General features: G+C 58.9%; 17 protein-coding genes. 15 read left to right on the top strand and 2 right to left on the bottom strand.

Annotated features, from left to right (window positions below):
- The first annotated feature begins 11 nt into the window (after positions 1–11).
- The 14 genes from ACSQ83_RS12045 (at position 12) to ACSQ83_RS11980 (ending at position 12842) form a co-directional block, all read left to right on the top strand.
- A complete protein-coding gene (locus tag ACSQ83_RS12045) occupies positions 12–1052 on the top strand; it encodes an ABC transporter permease (RefSeq protein WP_436228336.1) in 1041 nt (346 codons plus the stop codon).
- A 51-nt stretch (positions 1053–1103) separates the two neighbouring features.
- Entirely contained in the window at positions 1104–2018 is a 915-nt protein-coding gene (locus tag ACSQ83_RS12040; RefSeq protein WP_436228335.1) for an ABC transporter permease, read from the top strand.
- Between the two features lies 1 nt (position 2019).
- Positions 2020–2880: an ABC transporter ATP-binding protein gene (locus ACSQ83_RS12035; protein WP_436228269.1), complete on the top strand. Its 861-nt coding sequence runs from the start codon at positions 2020–2022 to the stop codon at positions 2878–2880.
- Positions 2877–3641: an ABC transporter ATP-binding protein gene (locus ACSQ83_RS12030; protein WP_436228268.1), complete on the top strand. Its 765-nt coding sequence runs from the start codon at positions 2877–2879 to the stop codon at positions 3639–3641. Before ACSQ83_RS12035 ends, ACSQ83_RS12030 begins: the two co-directional genes overlap by 4 nt.
- A 263-nt stretch (positions 3642–3904) precedes the next feature.
- Positions 3905–4315, top strand: coding sequence for a DnaJ family domain-containing protein (locus ACSQ83_RS12025; protein ID WP_436228267.1), 411 nt, complete (start codon positions 3905–3907; stop codon positions 4313–4315).
- On the top strand, positions 4312–4878 hold the full coding sequence (gene tadA / locus ACSQ83_RS12020) for a tRNA adenosine(34) deaminase TadA (RefSeq protein WP_436228266.1): 567 nt from the start codon (positions 4312–4314) through the stop codon (positions 4876–4878). The genes ACSQ83_RS12025 and tadA overlap by 4 nt, the downstream gene beginning before the upstream one ends.
- Positions 4875–5801 carry a muramoyltetrapeptide carboxypeptidase gene (gene ldcA / locus ACSQ83_RS12015; protein ID WP_436228265.1) on the top strand — a complete coding sequence of 309 codons (927 nt, stop codon included), beginning with the start codon at positions 4875–4877 and terminating at the stop codon, positions 5799–5801. The genes tadA and ldcA overlap by 4 nt, the downstream gene beginning before the upstream one ends.
- Before the next feature lie 291 nt (positions 5802–6092).
- Positions 6093–6851, top strand: a complete 759-nt coding sequence (locus tag ACSQ83_RS12010; RefSeq protein WP_414967014.1) for a GntR family transcriptional regulator — start codon at positions 6093–6095, stop codon at positions 6849–6851.
- A 363-nt stretch (positions 6852–7214) separates the two neighbouring features.
- Positions 7215–8717, top strand: coding sequence for an NCS1 family nucleobase:cation symporter-1 (locus ACSQ83_RS12005; RefSeq protein ID WP_414967015.1), 1503 nt, complete (start codon positions 7215–7217; stop codon positions 8715–8717).
- A 147-nt stretch (positions 8718–8864) separates the two neighbouring features.
- On the top strand, positions 8865–9608 hold the full coding sequence (locus ACSQ83_RS12000; protein ID WP_436228264.1) for an aspartate/glutamate racemase family protein: 744 nt from the start codon (positions 8865–8867) through the stop codon (positions 9606–9608).
- Between the two features lie 153 nt (positions 9609–9761).
- The gene (puuE, locus tag ACSQ83_RS11995; protein ID WP_414948417.1) at positions 9762–10712 is read left to right on the top strand and encodes an allantoinase PuuE; all 951 of its coding nucleotides are present in this window, start codon (positions 9762–9764) and stop codon (positions 10710–10712) included.
- Positions 10709–11227, top strand: a complete 519-nt coding sequence (gene uraD / locus ACSQ83_RS11990; RefSeq protein ID WP_436228263.1) for a 2-oxo-4-hydroxy-4-carboxy-5-ureidoimidazoline decarboxylase — start codon at positions 10709–10711, stop codon at positions 11225–11227. The genes puuE and uraD overlap by 4 nt, the downstream gene beginning before the upstream one ends.
- A gap of 89 nt (positions 11228–11316) precedes the next feature.
- Positions 11317–12327 (top strand): allantoicase, encoded by a 1011-nt coding sequence (gene alc, locus ACSQ83_RS11985; RefSeq protein ID WP_414948419.1) that lies wholly within the window; start codon positions 11317–11319, stop codon positions 12325–12327.
- Between the two features lie 26 nt (positions 12328–12353).
- Positions 12354–12842 (top strand): ureidoglycolate lyase, encoded by a 489-nt coding sequence (locus ACSQ83_RS11980; RefSeq protein WP_436228262.1) that lies wholly within the window; start codon positions 12354–12356, stop codon positions 12840–12842.
- A gap of 1166 nt (positions 12843–14008) precedes the next feature.
- On the opposite strand, the gene ACSQ83_RS11975 is transcribed toward ACSQ83_RS11980, so the two are convergent.
- A complete protein-coding gene (locus ACSQ83_RS11975; RefSeq protein WP_414948421.1) occupies positions 14009–15202 on the bottom strand; it encodes a urate hydroxylase PuuD in 1194 nt (397 codons plus the stop codon).
- A gap of 99 nt (positions 15203–15301) precedes the next feature.
- Positions 15302–15655, bottom strand: coding sequence for a hydroxyisourate hydrolase (uraH, locus tag ACSQ83_RS11970; RefSeq protein WP_414948422.1), 354 nt, complete (start codon positions 15653–15655; stop codon positions 15302–15304).
- Positions 15656–16197: 542 nt separating this feature from the next.
- On the opposite strand from uraH, the gene ACSQ83_RS11965 reads away from it, so the two are divergent.
- Entirely contained in the window at positions 16198–17568 is a 1371-nt protein-coding gene (locus tag ACSQ83_RS11965; RefSeq protein WP_436228261.1) for an 8-oxoguanine deaminase, read from the top strand.
- The last annotated feature ends 10 nt before the right edge of the window (positions 17569–17578 follow it).

Here is a 17578-nt window from a genome sequence, read left to right as displayed (position 1 = left end):
CGTTCCAGCGGCTGCAGCTAGCGCTCACGCGCCACGCCGGCGTGCGCCGGGCTTGGTTGTTAGTACGCTGGCTGCTGATGCTCGCCGTGACCTTCATCGGGCTGCTCGGGGTGACGTTTTTTATCGGCAGGAAGATTCCGATCGATCCGTTGCTCGCGATGCTGGGCGAGCGCGCGTCGGCGCAGGCGTATGCAACTGCGCGCTTGGCGCTGGGGCTCGACAAGCCCTTGATCGTCCAGTTCCTGATCTACGTACGCGATGTTCTGCACGGCGACCTGGGCATGTCGCTGCTGACGTCGAACCCGGTCATAGACGACATCAAGCGCGTCTTCCCCGCCACGCTTGAACTCGCCACGCTCTCCACGTTCATTGGCATCGTGATTGGCGTGCCGCTGGGCGTGGCGGCTGCAGTGAGACATAACCGCTGGATCGATCACGTGGCACGTTTCATCGGACTGGCAGGCAGCTCGTTGCCGGTCTTCTGGCTCGCGCTGATGGGCTTGCTGCTGTTCTATGCCAAATTGCATTGGGTATCCGGCCCGGGCCGCATAGACCCGCTATACGACGGTCTGGTCGATACCCGCACGGGCAGCCTGCTCGTCGATTCCATTTTGGCGGGCGAGTGGGACGTGTTCAAGAACGCGCTCTCTCACATTGTGTTGCCCGCGGCCATTCTCGCGTTCTATTCCATCGCTTACCTGAGCCGCATGACGCGCTCGTTCATGCTCGAACAGCTGAGTCAGGAATACATCGTGACCGCGCGAGCGATGGGCCTGAGCGAGCGCCGCGTGATCTGGCGTCATGCGTTTGGCAACATCGCCGTACCGCTTCTGACGGTGATTGCGCTTGCATACAGCTATCTGCTGGAAGGTTCCGTGTTGACCGAGATCGTATTCGCGTGGCCGGGCATTGGCTCCTATCTCACCGGTGCGTTACTCAACGCCGACATGAATGCGGTTTTGGGCAGTACGCTCGTAATCGGCGCCACGTTCATCACGCTCAACCTGCTGACCGACGCGCTGTATCGCGTGTTTGATCCGCGTGCCCGATGATTGCCAAAGGCTCATGACGTGCTTCCATCCACCGACAATTCCACTCACGCAATGAAGCCACAGAGCAAAGAGTGGCGTGCGTGGCTTCTCACCGATACCCCCGCGTCGCGCAAGCAGGCGGCATTGGGTTTGGCGTACCGTCGCTGGCGGCGTTTCGCGAGCAACCCGCTGAGCGTATTCGGGCTGGTGATCCTGATACTGATGATCGTGTTCGCCGCGATCGGCCCGTTATTGCCGCTGCATGATCCGTTGCGGCAAGTGCTTGGCGACCGGCTGTTGCCGCCCGGTTCTCCATCGCACTGGTTCGGCACCGACCAACTCGGCCGCGACATCCTCGCGCGGCTCGTGATCGGCTCGCGTCTCACCTTGAGCATCGCAATCCTGGTCGTGGTGCTGGTCGTGCCAGTGGGTTTGCTGATCGGCACAACAGCGGGTTTCTGCGGCGGTTTCGTCGATACCGTCCTGATGCGCCTGACCGATATCGCACTCGCGTTTCCGAAGATCGTACTGGCGCTCGCGTTCGCGGCGGCGCTCGGGCCGGGCGTGATCAATGCGGTGATTGCGATCTCGATCACCGCATGGCCGCCGTATGCGCGCCTTGCGCGCGCCGAGACACTGCGGCTCGTACAGGCCGATTTCATCCACGTGGCGCGCTTGCAAGGGGCGTCGTCCATGCGGATCTTGTTGCGCTACATCGTGCCGTTGTGTTCGTCGTCGGTGATCGTGCGCGCGACGCTCGACATGGCGGGCATTATCCTGACCGTCGCGGGACTTGGCTTTCTCGGGCTCGGCGCGCAGCCGCCGAGTCCGGAGTGGGGGTTCATGGTGGCGTCCGGGCGCGGCGTGTTGCTTGACGCGTGGTGGGTGGCAACCATTCCCGGCATGGCCATCCTGCTCGTGAGCCTTGCGTTCAACCTGCTCGGCGATGGTCTGCGCGATGTATTCGATCCCCGTCAAGGAGGCTGACATGCAAGCCGATACCCTCTGTGAGATCGATAACCTGCGCATTGCATTCGAAGGTCACGACGGCACGCTGACCGAAGCGGTGCGCGGCATTTCGCTGACCCTCGCGAGGGGAGAGCGGTTGGGTATCGTGGGCGAATCCGGGTCGGGGAAATCGCTGACCGGACGCGCACTGCTCGGGTTGCTGCCCGCATCGGCACACTGGTCAGCCGACGCCATGCGCCTCGATAACCACGACCTGCTCGCGATGCGCCCGAAGGAGCGGCGACGCCTTTGCGGCACGCAGATGAGCATGATCTTGCAGGACCCGAAGTATTCGCTGAACCCGGTGATGACGGTCGCGCAGCAGATGCGCGAGGCGTTCGGGCGACAGTCGCCGAAGTTGAATTCAAAGGCCATGCGCGAACGGATTGTTGCCGCGCTGGAGGCCGTGCATATTCGCGATCCGCAGCGAGTTGCCGACGCTTACCCGCACGAGTTATCGGGCGGCATGGGACAGCGCGTGATGATTGCCATGATGGTTTCATCGGGCCCGCAGTTGCTGATCGCCGACGAACCGACCAGTGCGCTCGATGTGCTCGTTTCCATGCAGGTGTTGTCGGTGCTCGACGAGATGATTGCGAAGCACAACACGGGGCTGATCTTCATCAGCCACGACTTGCCGCTGGTGATGTCGTTTTGCGACCGCGTGCTGGTGATGGTCGGCGGACGGGTGGTCGAGACATGCGCGGCGCGCGATCTTGCCCACGCGCAGCATCCGTACACGCGTGGTTTGCTGGCGGCGAGTCCGCCACTGCGCAATCCACCAGACGAATTGCCGGTACTGCAACGCGATCCCGCATGGTTCGCCGAGGTCGCGCCATGATCGAAGTAAACGGGGTACAGGTACGCTTCAAAACGAAAACCGGTTTCGCCGATGCAGTTCGCTCAGCGACGTTTCATGTCGATGAGGGCGAGGTATTCGGGCTCGTCGGAGAATCAGGTTCCGGCAAATCCACCGTGCTGCGCGCACTGACCGGGCTCGTACCTATCGCCAATGGGTCGATGCGGATTGGCCGCCATACGCTTGGCAAACATATCGATCGCGCCTTCAGGCGCGAGGTGCAGATGGTGTTCCAGGACCCGTACGGATCACTTTATCCGCGTTTCACCGTGGACCAGACGTTGCGCGAGCCGCTTACCATCAACGGCATGGACCGCCACGATGCGCGCATTCTCGACGCATTGCGCGAAGTCGGCCTCGGCCCCGCGTTCCGGTTTCGCTATGCGCATCAATTGTCGGGCGGACAGCGCCAGCGCGTGGCGATTGCCCGGGCGTTGATCGTGGAGCCGCGCGTGCTGCTGCTCGATGAACCAACGTCCGCGCTCGATGTATCCGTGCAGGCGGAGATCCTGAACCTGCTGCGGCGCTTGCATCGCGAACGTCGTCTCACGATGATCCTCGTCAGTCACAACATGGCGGTGGTCGGATTTTTATGTCAGCGAGTCGCGGTGATGCGCGATGGCGAGATCGTTGAGCAGCTTCCTATTGAAGCCGTCCGCGAGCAGAACGTGGCGCACGAATACACACGAAGCCTGTTGCTCGCGACCGAAGGTTATCGACGCAAGGCCGTGGATCCGGCTTAAGTCCAGTTTTGTAATGTGCTCTGTCCGGCGCGAACCGTTCCCACGGCGGGCCGCCTGATAGAATAGCGACCTGGTAGTAGGCATCCCCGTAGCGCATTGCGCCGGGATCGCTCACGCGGCTTCCCACGCAGCCGGCGGCCCATTGAGTGTGAATGACGCCGCGAAGCGCAACCCTCAAAACGTGACAGTCCGGCTTGATCTCGCTGCTCGATAACGTTCTCGTCAAACGTTCGACATGCCGGTCGCCGGCACCTAAAACGCCGATGAAACTGCTAGATGCCCTGGTTGAACAGCGAATTTCGGCCGCCGCAGCGCGCGGCGAGTTCGACAACCTGCCCGGTACGGGCGAGCCTCTCGAGTTTGACGACGACGCCCTGGTCCCCGAAGAAGTCCGCGTTGCAAACCGCATTATGAAAAATGCCGGTTTTGTGCCGCCTGCCGTCGAACATTTGCGCGCACTTCGCGATCTGCAAAGCGAAGCCTGCAGCAGCGAAGATCCGGCGACACGCCGCAAACTCCAGGCGAAAATGCTGGCGCTCGACATGGCGCTGGAATCCTTGCGTGGCAGCAGTACTGTTGTGCCGCTTGAGTATCGGCGGCGTATTGCCGAGCGGTTGTCCGAGCGTCTCTCGGACAACGACAGGAGCGCCAGGTCCGAGGCGACGGAAAAATGACTCTGCTCCCCCCAACCGATCTTGCCTTGGCAGCTGCCGCTGAACGCGACCGTCGTTTCATGGCGCTCGCGCAAGCCGCCGCGGAGCAAGCGCGCGTGTTGGGCGAAGTGCCGGTCGGCGCGGTCCTGGTGCGTGGAGAAGAGCTCATTGCAACCGGCTTCAATCATCCGATCGGCGCCCATGATCCGTCCGCGCACGCCGAAATGGCCGCGTTGCGCGCGGGGTCCCTGGCGCTCGAAAACTACCGGTTGCCGGGTTGCGAACTCTACGTCACGCTCGAACCCTGCATCATGTGCGCCGGTGCGATCATGCACGCGAGGGTTGCACGCGTGGTGTTCGGCGCGCACGATCCGAAGACGGGCGCGTGCGGCAGCGTTGTCGATGCCTTCGCCATCGGCAATCTGAACCACCACACAAGCGTTACCGGCGGCGTGCTCGGCGATGAATGCGCTAACGCGCTGCGCAGTTTTTTTGCCGAACGCCGGCGCGCCGTGCGTGAAGCGCGCGATGCTCGCAACGCCGCGCTACCTGATTCCACCGATCCACTTTCCATTCGCTCATGATCCACCCGGCACGCACCATCGATCTCGTTGCACCTTCGGGTTACCCCGACTCTGAAGTCGCTGGGCGCGCGATAGAGCGCCTGCGCGCACAGGGGCATCGGCTGGAGAATGTGTCGGCGGCACACCGTCGTTACGAACGATTTGGCGGCACCGACGGCGAACGTGCCGCAGACCTGAACCGGCTCGCGGATCCAGCGCGGTCGTTGCCTGACATCGTGTTGGCGGTACGCGGGGGTTACGGCGCTACACGCATTCTTCATGGCCTGGATTACGAAGGTTTGCAGCGCCGCTTGCAAGACCGGCCTATCGCAATCGTCGGCCATAGCGACTTCACCGCGATCCAGATGGCGCTGTACGCGCTGGCTGGCGTGAAGACCTTCGGCGGCCCAATGCTCGCGGCTGATTTCGGCGCGGAAGAGCCAAGCGCGTTCATGCTGGAACATTTCTGGAACGCGATCACGCATGCGTCGTTCAAGGTGACGAGCCACGTGCCCCAGGTCCATTCCGTCGATGTCACCGGCATGTTGTGGGGCGGTAATCTGGCGATGATTGCGTCGCTGATCGGCACCCGGTACATGCCGCCGGTGGAGGGGGGAATTCTGTTCATCGAAGACGTGAACGAGCATCCTTATCGCGTTGAACGCATGATTTATCAATTGCATCAGGCGGGGATTCTCGCGCGCCAGCAGGCGCTGGTGCTGGGCGAATTCACGGGCGGGAAGCTCTCTGAGTACGACAACGGTTATACCTTCGAGACGATGCTCGAACACGTCAGGTCAGTGATCCGGATTCCGGTGGTGACGGGATTGCAGTTCGGGCATGTCCCCGACTTGCTGACGTTGCCGTTCGGCGCGACCGCGCACCTTGTGGCAAGGTCGCACGGTTTTGAAATGAAACTTTCCGATTATCCGTACCTTGCGTAGCGGGTTTCATGCGAAGGTTTCACGTGATTCGAACGAACGCCCGCAAGGGCGTTTTTTTCGTTCGGCGCACCGCTTCTGAGCGGGTACGCACGAATATCGTGCATTAGATTGTCAACAAAATGGCTCATCAATTTATTTATAAATGCTTAGAGAGTTCTTTTTAACCCCTATAGAACGGGAGTCTCATGATTTGACAGAGAAGGTGAGCCCATCGCGATGAAAAATCTTTTCCGAAATTGTTGACAGTTTTTATGTCCGTCATAAGATGTATCACATAGAGCGAAGACGATCATGTCCGAAACGAAACTGAAAGATTTGTCGAAGGTGAGCGTCATCGGTACTGCGGCTTCGGTCGCGGCCGCGACGGCGGAATCGATTGCGGCGAATATTCGCGACGCTATTCTCGAACACCGTCTTGCTCCGGGCGCGAAGCTGACAGAAGCACAGTTGTGCGAAGTATTCGATGTAAAGCGCGGGACCGTGCGTCTGGCGCTGGCGCAGCTTGGCGCAGAGCGCCTGGTGGATCTTGAACCGAATCGTGGCGCGTTCGTCGCAAGCCCTTCGGTGCAGGAAGTGCACGAAGTGTTCGAGATGCGGAGGATCATCGAAATGGCGGTGGTCGAGCGGATCTGCACCGGACACGGCACGCGCCGGCTCAAGTCGATCAGCGCGACGATCGGACGTGAACGCAAGGCTTATGAGAATCACGATTTCTCATCCTGGATACGGCTGTCCGGCGAGTTTCACAAGGAGCTTGCGCAGCTTACCGGCAACACCGTGCTGTGCGATTGCTTGTCGGGACTGGTGGCGCGCTCCACGCTGATATCGGCGTTGTATGAGTCGCTTGGCAAGAGCTCGTGCAGCTTTGAAGATCACGAACAGATCCTTCGCGCACTCGATGCCGGCGACGGACCGAGGGCCGCGGAACTCATGGCGCGGCACTTGCAGGAAGTCGAACTGAAGATGCTGGACCGGCCCGCACGCGGCGCGGTCGATCTGCGTGAAGTCTTTTCGAAGCCGAAGGGCAGTGAGCGCGATAAAAGCGCCTGATTATCGGGCTTGATTTATCAGTTTGATCTGCAGCAACACCGCGCGACCATTCTCCGGGCGCGACGTAATACCCGTATCGCCAACATTATAGACATCTGAAAATCGAACGAATTTGAAGACTCCGCATTCAATGAATGCGCGGACTTTCACCAAGCCTTTTCCGTGGACGCACGCGCGTTAGTGCGCGTGCTGAGTGGATGAATTGCGTCCGGTCGCGGGATTACCCGTGGCTGCCGGACGGCTTAGCCCATACCGACAAGAAAGCGCTGCGCGTTGACCACGCGACGGTGCGTATTGCTATACGCAAGCTATACGAAGTCGACTATTCGCGGCTTGATTGCCGAGCTCATTCAAGGAGAAGTCATGGTTCAGTTCAGTGCGACCCCGGGTAGTGCTGCAATACCGTCATACGGTGACGATTCAGGTAGCAATCCTGATCATCCTGCCGGATATAGTGACCGGCTCTATAACGATGACCTCGCGCCGCTCAAACATCAGACCTGGAGCGCGTACAACATCTTTGCGTTCTGGATGTCCGACGTGCATAGCGTGGGCGGTTACGTATTCGCCGGGAGCTTGTTTGCGTTGGGACTGACGAGCTGGCAGGTGCTGGTTTCATTGCTCATCGGGATCGGTATTGTGAACCTGCTGTGCAACCTTATCGCCAAGCCGAGCCAGCAGGCGGGCGTTCCGTATCCCGTTGCGTGCCGCGTGACCTTTGGCGTGTTGGGGGCGAATCTTCCGGCTGTCATCCGTGGCTTGATCGCGGTAGCTTGGTATGGAATCCAGACCTTCTTGGCATCGAGCGCGCTGGTGATCGTGGTGCTCAAATTCATGCCTCAATGGATGCCTTACGCCGATGTCCATAAATACGGTTTCGCCGGGTTGTCGGCAGTGGGCTGGGCCGGGTTCATGTTGTTGTGGGTGTTGCAGGCCGTAGTGTTCTGGCGCGGGATGGAGATGATCAAGAAGTTCATCGACTTCGCGGGTCCGGCGGTCTACGTGGTGATGTTCATCTTGGCGGGTTACATGGTGTGGCGTGCGGGCTGGCGCAACATTGGCCTGAACCTGGGCGGCGTGAAATATCACGGTCTGGAAGTCGTGCCGGTCATGATCACGGCCATCTCCCTGGTGGTCTCGTATTTCTCGGGTCCCATGTTGAACTTCGGTGACTTTTCGCGTTACTGCAAGAGTTTCAAGAGCGTAAAGCGGGGCAACTTCTGGGGCTTGCCGGTCAACTTCCTGGCGTTTTCGCTGGTCACCGTTGTGACGACCGCCGCTACGTTGCCCGTCTTTGGCCAGTTGATCACGGATCCTGTAGAAACCGTGGGGCGTATCGATCAACCGACGGCCGTGATCCTCGGTGCGTTGACGTTCACGATCGCGACCATTGGTATCAACATCGTGGCGAATTTCGTGTCGCCGGCGTTCGATTTTTCCAACGTCGCACCGCGGCTGATCAGCTGGCGGATGGGTGGGATGATGGCCGCGGTGGCATCGATCTTCATCACGCCGTGGAACCTCTTCAACAACCCTGCGGTAATCCACTACACGCTCGACGTACTCGGCAGTTTTATCGGACCGTTGTACGGCGTTCTCATCGTGGATTTCTACTTGCTGAAGCGTGGCAAGTTCAAGGTGGAGGAGTTGTATACGACGTCGGAAACCGGGCGCTACTGGTATAGCAATGGTGTGAACTGGCGCGCGGTGGCGGCGTTGCTGCCCGCAGCGGCAATCGCGGTGGCCTGCGTGATGATCCCGTCGCTGGAAGGTGCCGGAAACTTCTCGTGGTTCATAGGAGCAGGGTTGGGCGCGCTGTTCTACAGGATCATCGCGGACAGGAACTCGGTATCGAATTTCGCTTAAGAAGTAATGTACGGAGACAGGCAGGCCATCGCGTCAGGCGTTCCAGGGATGCGATAGTGCCTGCGAGCAACAATGCAAGTAAGGAATGCACGAATATTATGTATTCCGAATGAAAACGATGCTTGCAGAAACTGAAAGAGGAATCAAATGCGCATCAAGCTGATTAACCCGAATACAACGGAACGCATGACACTGGCGATGGACCGTTGTGCCCGGGAAATAGCGTCAAAAGGGACGGAGATAATTTCCGTCAGCGCTTCGATGGGACCGCCCTCCATCGAGGGTTACTACGACGAAGCGCTTGCATCGCTAGCCTTGTTGCAGGAGATTGAGAAGGGCGAGAAAGAGGGCATGGACGGTTATGTCATAGCCTGCTTTGGTGACCCCGCGTTATATGCCGCCAGGGAATTGTCCAGAGGTCCGGTCATCGGCATAGCGGAAGCAGCGATGCATGCAGCAAGCGTCATCGCGCCGAGTTTTAGCGTAGTGACAACCTTGAAACGCACTTGCACGATGTCCTGGCACTTGGCGGAGCGATACGGCATGAAGCGTTTCTGCAAGAACGTCCGTGCAACTGACGTAGCGGTCCTGGACCTTGATATCCCCGGTTCAACAGCGCGCTCGATCATCATCGAAGAGTGCCGAAAGGCCTTGGCGGAAGACGATGCCGAGTCGATTGTCCTGGGCTGCGCAGGCATGGCCGAGTTTTGCCACGAGATTGAAGATGCGATTGGCGCGCCGGTCATCGAAGGCGTGACAACCGCGGTGAAATGGGCGGAAGCATTGATTGCGCTTAAGCTGCGAACATCGAAACGCGGCGACTATGCCCGGCCCTTGGCGAAGCAGTATGACGGCGCGCTAGCGCCTTTTAGTCCAGGGAAACCCCAATAAAACGCCTGGACCATACACCTCGCCTGACCTGCAATATCTGCGTATGAATATGGGCGCGACGATGTGTTTTCGCTAAACTGACCCATCGTCGCGCGGGTCTTTCCTTTCTTTAACCGTGTGCGGCCCCATCGACTTCCACGCACTCATCCAGCTATGTCGAATGAATCGAAATATCCACGCGACCTGATCGGCTACGGCCGGTACCCGGTGCAACCGAATTGGCCCGGCAATGCACGCATTGCCGTGCAATTCGTGCTGAATTATGAGGAAGGCGGGGAAAACTGCGTACTTCATGGCGATCCGGCATCGGAACAGTTCCTGTCGGAGATCGTGGGCGCGGCGGCGTATCCGTCCCGTCACATGAGTATGGAATCCATCTACGAATACGGCTCGCGCGCCGGCGTCTGGCGCATCCTTCGCGAGTTCGAAAAACGGGACTTGCCGCTGACGGTATTTGGCGTCGGCATGGCGATCGAACGTCACCCGGACCTGGGCCGCGCATTCGTCGAATTAGGGCACGAGATTGCGTGTCATGGGTATCGATGGATCCATTATCAGGACATGTCGCCCGAAAAAGAAGCGGAGCATATGCGGCTTGGCATGGAGGCCATTGAACGCGTCACGGGCGTGCGGCCGCTCGGCTGGTACACAGGGCGCGACAGTCCGAACACGCACCGGCTGGTCGCGGAGCATGGCGGCTTTCTGTACGACTCGGATTATTACGGCGACGACCTGCCGTTCTGGATGGACGTGGAGGTCAGCGGTGGTGCGAAGGCGCCGCAACTCATCGTGCCTTACACGCTCGACACCAACGACATGCGTTTTGCGACGCCGCAAGGTTTCAATACGGCGGAGCAGTTTTTCGTCTATCTGCGCGACGCCTTCGACGTGCTCTACGAAGAAGGCAGCGAAGCGCCGAAAATGTTGTCCATCGGCATGCATTGCCGGTTGCTGGGCCGCCCGGGACGCTTCCGTGCGTTGCAGCGTTTCCTGGATCACATTGAACAATTCGATCGTGTGTGGGTCACGCGGCGAGTTGATATTGCGCGGCATTGGCGCGAGCATCATCCGTATGAAGGCACGGTGGGGGCGAGCAAGTCATGAGTGTCGCGCGGATCACTTTGGCCCAACTCAATGCGCTGCCTGCTGGCGCTTTTATTAGCACGCTTTGCGGTATTTTTGAACACTCTCCGTGGGTGCCGGAAGCAGCGCTTTCGAAGCGGCCATTCACGAGCATCGACCAGCTTCACGACGTCATGACGACGATCGTCGACCAGGCGGGCGAAACGCGTCAACTTGCCTTAATTAACGCTCACCCTGAGCTTGCGGGCAAGGCGGCGGTGCGGGGGGAGCTCACGGACGAATCCACGCGTGAGCAAAGCGGCGCCGGTCTCAATCTGTGCACGCAGGAAGAATTCGACAGATTGCAGACGCTTAACGCCGCGTATCGCGAGAAGTTCGGATTTCCTTTTATCTTGGCTGTACGCGGGTTTGACCGCCACGGCATTATCGCGAATTTCGAGGCCCGTTTGCATCACGGTCGCGACATCGAGTTACGCGAAAGTCTTCAACAGATTTACCGGATAGCGCGCTTCAGGCTCGACGATTTGCTTGGTTAATCGATGTTCCTCAATCCACGTTGATCAAGCTTGAATATCCTGATTCCTGAACGCAGCGCATCACCTTCAAAATCCTATAAGGAAACATCATGGCCGCTCCTACACTCGATCCCAACGCGCCCGAATTCACTCGCCGTTACGTGAACCTCGCGGACCCGCGGTTGGGCGCGCAGGCGCTCGATGCCAGCGACGAATTTTTCGCACCGAAAGAGCGGATGCTTAATCCAGAGCCGGCTGTGTTTATCGTGGGCAAATACGACGATAACGGCAAGTGGATGGACGGTTGGGAAACACGACGCAAGCGGGTGAGCGGGTCCGACTGGTGTGTGGTCAAGCTGGCGCGTCCGGGTGTGATCAAAGGTTTCGATATCGATACGAGCCACTTCACGGGCAATTTTCCGCCGGCGGCGTCTATCGAGGGCGCGCACGTGGTGAATGGCGCGCCCACTCTAGCGACGCAATGGACGGAAGTCGTGCCGTCCATGACGTTGCAGGGGAACACGCATCACTACGTTGACGTTACTAGCGAACAGCCCTTCACGCATTTGCGCGTGAACATTTACCCGGATGGCGGCATTGCACGCTTGCGTGTGTATGGACAGCCGCAGCTTGACTGGAGCAGCGCTAGCCGCACTGAGCTATTCGATCTCGCCGCCATGGAAAATGGCGCGTATGTTGTTGGCGCGAACAACCAGCATTTCGGGCCGGCGTCGACTTTGCTGATGCCGGGACGCGGCGCAAATATGGGTGATGGCTGGGAGACGCGTCGCCGTCGTGAGCCGGGGAACGACTGGTGCATCGTGGCGCTTGCGCAGCCGGGCGTGATCAAGAAGATCGAAGTGGATACGGCGCATTTCAAGGGCAATTACCCGGACCGGTGCTCATTGCAGGCTGCGTATGTGAAGGGTGGCACGGACAGTTCGCTTGTCACGCAGGCGATGTTCTGGCCGGTGTTGCTGGGCGAGCAGAAGTTGCAGATGGACAAGCAGCATGTGTTCGAGTCGGAGTTGGCCGCGTTGGGTCCCGTCACGCATGTTCGATTCAACATTTATCCGGACGGCGGTGTATCGCGGTTGCGGTTGTTTGGCACGCTTGTTTGATGCGCTCGCATGACATGGGTTTTACGATGAAAAAACTGGCGATTGAACCGTTGACCCGGGCGGCCTTTGAGCCGTTCGGCGATGTCATTGAGCTTGAGGGTGCGAAGCAGGTTCCGATCAACCTTGGGACGACGATTCGTTTCCACGATCTTGCCCGAATTGATGTGGAAGATGAGGGCGGCAGGGCACTTGTGAATTTGTTTCGCGGGCAACCGCGGGTGTTGCCGTTTGAGGTTTCGATGCTCGAACGGCATCCGTTGGGGAGTCAGGCGTTTTTGCCGCTTAACGACCGGCCGTATCTGGTTGTTGTGGCGCCGGCGGGGGAGCTTGATGAAGGGGCAATTCGTGGGTTTGTTACTAGCGGATGGCAAGGGGTGAATTATGCCAAGGGCGTCTGGCATCATCCGTTGATCGCACTTGGCGAAGTGAGCGACTTTATTGTTGTGGATCGTGGGGGGGATGGTTGTAATCTTAACGAGCTTCAGCTTCGTGAGTCGGTTTGGTTGATGGGTTGAGTTTTTGCTCGCGCTTGCGGATTGGTTCTGGGTGTTGGTTGGGTGCTGGATTTTTAAGGTTAGTGGTTGGGGTCAGTGCCGGGTCGCACCGGTTCTGCGTTAGCGGTCGGGGTCAATGCCAGGTTGCTGCTTTCCAGGTCTTCGCGGGTTCAGTATTAGCTGATTTCTTTTGCGCTATTAGCCACTGCGCGTGGCGGCGCGTCATTTCTTGGTCCTTAGCGACAAAGAAAACGAAGCAAAGAAAGCGCTTTCACCTCTCTAAAAATTAAGTGTCCACAGCGTGCAGTTCCAATTCATTGGTACCCCAAAAGCACGGTGCTCGCCAGAGCCACGGATGTGTGAACCCCTCTTTCTCCGAACACGGATACCCCACGCTTCGCCACCAGTGATTGAACCTGCCCAAGGGGCACCCTGCGCTATCAGCCTAGAACCTACCACTGAATTTGGACGTACGTCGAATCACGTCGCCAACCCACCAAGAAACGACTTCACCAAAATGTGTCAGGCCGCGACCAACGAAAATGACCGTCGGTCGCATAGCCAATTCACCAGAAATTGAAACGGTGAATACGCATCCGGCTGTGATCCGCGAATATGCCGCGCGGACCAGCCAATTAGCCCCCGAATACCGAAACAGTAAATGTGCGTGAAGTCGCACACGTCCTCGGCAAATCATGCTTACCCGAGAGCGCGGGCGGTGACGCGACTTCGTATGGGAGCGTGAGCGGAAAAGCGCGTGAGGCCGTGCCGGTTCGTGGGGCAAGGGTGCTTGCCCGAGAGCGTACGGGGCGAAGCGTGTTAATGTCAGGATTCGCGAGAAAGAGGGTTTCACACATCCGTGGCTCTGGCGAGCACCGTGCTTTTGGGGCACCCATGAAATTAAACTGCACGCTGTGGACACTTAGGGTAGAGCGGTGAAAGCGTTTTCTTTGCTTCGTTTCTTTGTCGCTTTGGACAAAGAAATGACGCGCCGCCACGCGCAGTGGCTAATAGTGATAAAGAGAACACCTAACTGAAGCAGACCAAAACCCTAAAAAGCAGCAACCCGGCATAGACCCAAAACCGCTAACCCAGAACCCTGGCATAAACCCACTTGCCAACCATTCGCACCGCCCAAAACCCAACCGCGCCAGCAGACCTCCTCGTCCACTGGCGCGAGAGAAAACCTACTTCAAAGCTCCACCCTGAAACCACGCAGCAATCTTCGACCGTTCGCCATCGGTCATCTGCGTGACATTCCCGAGCGGCATCGCCTTCAACACCACGGCCTGCTGATAAACCCGCTGTGCATTTAACGAAATCGACTCCGGCGTATCCAGCAAAACACCCGCCGGCGCAGCTCCCATCATCGTGGGATGAGCTGCATGACACGTCGCGCACCGCTGCGTCAGGATCGGCTCAATATCGGCCACACGAATCGCAGGCGCCCCGGCCACCGGCGCGACCGTCGGCACCCCCTTCGGCATGGTCCACGCAAAAGCACCAAACATCAGCAACACGCCAATCACCGGCAAATACCACAACACCTGCCCACGATGACGCATCACAAAGAATTGTCGAATCAGCGCACCCGCCAACATGATGATCAGCAACACAGCCCAGTTATAAGGATGCGTATAAGTCATCGCGTAGTGATTCGACAACATCACGAACACCACCGGCAACGTGAAATACGTGTTGTGCACTGAACGCTGCTTGCCACGCTTGCCATAAATGGCATTGGGCACCTCGCCCTTGAGCATGGCAGCGACCATCTTGCGTTGACCAGGAATGATCACGAAAAATACGTTCGCCGACATGATCGTCGCCAACGTCGCGCCCGTAATCAAATACGCAGCACGCCCGGCAAACACATGGCATGCAAGCCACGCCGCGATGATCACGTAAGCGCCCACGCAAATCCCGAGCAAACCGTCGCGATTGCCCAGGAATCGGCACAGCGAGTCATACACAATCCAGCCCGCCAGCAGGAAACCCAGCGCCGATGAAACCGCAACGACAGGTCCCATATCGAGCACGTTCTTATCGATAAGATAAGTGCTCGGCGAGAACAGGTACAACACCATGAACAGGCCAAAGCCGGACATCCACGTGGTGTACGAAGGCCACTTCGACCAGTGCAGATCGTCAGGCATGTTCGGCGGCGCAACCGTGTACTTCTGCATGTTATAAAAGCCGCCGCCATGCACGTGCCACAACTCGCCAAACACCCCGCGTTTGGTCGCCGCGGGATCCTTCGGCGGCTTCAGGCTGTTGTCGAGCGCCACGAAATAAAACGACTCGCCAATCCACGCAATTGCCACCACCACGTGCAGCCAGCGCAAAGCAAGATTCAGCCAGTCAACAATAAAGCCTTGCATGAAACATCTCCACTACAAATTTTGTTATCGATTCATCTGACCGACGCGAGAGGAACACGCGTCAGCCAACACACTGAGCATCGGATAAAGGATAAAACCTCAGCTACCGCGATACGTGCTGTATGCCCAAGGCGATACAAGCAGCGGCACGTGATAGTGCGATGTCGCGTCGGCAATACCAAAGCGCAACACCACCCGGTCCACGAAGCGCGGCGCAGGAAGGTCCACGCCGCACGCCGCGAAATAATCGCCGGCGTGAAACACGAGTTCGTATTCGCCGGCGACAAACGCGTCGTCTTGCAGCAACGGCGCATCGCAACGGCCATCGGAGTTGGTGTGCGTGGTGAGCAGCGCGCGCCGGGCGTCGCCGGTCAGCACGAAAAGTTCGACCTTGATACCGTCGCCGGGGCGGCCGTGCGCAGTATCGAGTACGTGGGTTGTGAGCTTGCCCATTCGCGTTGTCCTTATAGTGTGCGAGGAGCGGCTGCGCATCGAACCGTCTGAGTTCTCGTCTATGTTTCGACAATCAGCGGCGGATCGAGGCTCCACAAGCGTGGCTACATACCCGTCGGCGTGAGAGGATGCGCGCCGTGTACAGCATTGTAAAAAGTTGCGGTGATCATAACGTGCGCGATATGCAAGATAATCGCCAGCACATATCGCCTGCCCGCTTATTGCGCTTTCGTAAAGAAAACGTCAGGGTTTCAGCCCGGGTCTCAGTCCTTTTTCACCGCTTCCCGGCGATGCTACGCGAGCCAAAATTCGCGATCATATCGAGTCTGTGAAGACAACTATGGCAGTGTCAGCATTGTCAGAGGCTTTTTGGCTACGGACAGTAGCGTCTTGCACAGCGGCCACGGCGGCCTTACACAGCGCGGGTCGCTGGGCATCCCGAAGACGGCGATCGACGCTGGGTAACCGGGTAACAGGCGCGGATTCAAGCGGTGCTTCTATGCTTTTGCGCCCTCGGTAAAACAGAAATAGCGGAGATCGGCATGCAACAAACACCCCGGACATTGCTGGTGAAGAACGCGCGTGTGCTCGTCACCATGGATGAGACGCGACGCGAGATTCTCAACGGCGGTTTGTTTATAGAAGGCAACCGGATCACACAGGTAGGCGCAACCAGCGACTTGCCGCAAGAAGCGGACGAGGTGCTGGACCTGTCAGGCCACTTGGTGATTCCCGGCCTGGTCAACACACATCACCACATGTACCAGAGCCTCACGCGGGCTGTTCCGGCCGCGCAGAACGCGGAGTTGTTCGGCTGGCTGACCAGCCTGTACAAAATCTGGGCGAACCTGACGCCCGAGATGATCGAGGTGTCGACGCTAACGGCCATGGCCGAATTGCTGCTCTCGGGCTGCACGACGTCGAGCGACCATCTCTACATTTATCCGAACGGCGCGCGCCTGGACGACAGCATTGCGTCGGCGCAGCAGATCGGCATGCGTTTTCATGCGGCGCGCGGCAGCATGAGTGTCGGGCAGAAAGACGGCGGATTGCCGCCCGATTCAGTGGTCGAGAAAGAAGACGCCATCCTGAAGGACACGCAGCGCCTGATCGAAACGTATAACGACGAAGGTCGTTACGCGATGCTGCGTGTCGTCGTGGCGCCGTGCTCGCCGTTCTCGGTCAGCCGTGAACTGATGCGCGATTCAGCGCTGCTGGCGCGGGAATACGGGGTATCGATGCATACGCATCTCGCCGAGAACGTGAACGATGTCACGTACAGCCGCGAGAAGTTCGGCATGTCGCCGGCTGAGTATGCGGAGGATTTAGGCTGGGTCGGACCGGATGTCTGGCACGCGCATTGTGTGCAGCTGGACCGCGCGGGTATCGAGTTATTTGGGCGCACGGGGACAGGCGTCGCGCATTGCCCGTGTTCGAACATGCGGCTGGCGTCGGGCATTGCGCCCATCCGGGCGATGCGCGACGCGGGCGTGACGGTTGGCATTGGTGTAGACGGATCGGCATCGAACGACGGCGCGCAGATGGTGGCGGAAGTTCGGCAAGCGTTGTTGTTGCAGCGCGTGGGTTTCGGTCCCGACGCCATGAGCGCACGCGAAGCGCTCGAAATCGCGACGCTGGGAGGCGCGAAGGTGCTGGGCCGGGACGATATCGGCGCGTTGGCGCCCGGCATGGCGGCAGATTTCGTTTCCTTCGATCTGAGCCAGCACGGTTTTGCCGGCGCGCTGCACGATCCCGTCGCGGCGCTGGTGTTCTGCGCGCCATCGCAGGTATCGACGAGTGTTATCGACGGGAAGGTCGTCGTGCGCCACGGTCAGTTGACGACGGTCGATCTTGGACCGATCGTCGAACGGCACAACCGGCTGGCGGGTCAGTTGATCGCGATGGCCAACTAATTAACCAAGG

The organism is Caballeronia sp. LjRoot29, assembly GCF_964252755.1.
Classification (GTDB): Bacteria; Pseudomonadota; Gammaproteobacteria; order Burkholderiales; family Burkholderiaceae; genus Caballeronia.
The sequence above is the reverse complement of the archived record's forward strand: the minus strand, read 5'-3'. Positions and strand labels throughout refer to the sequence as shown.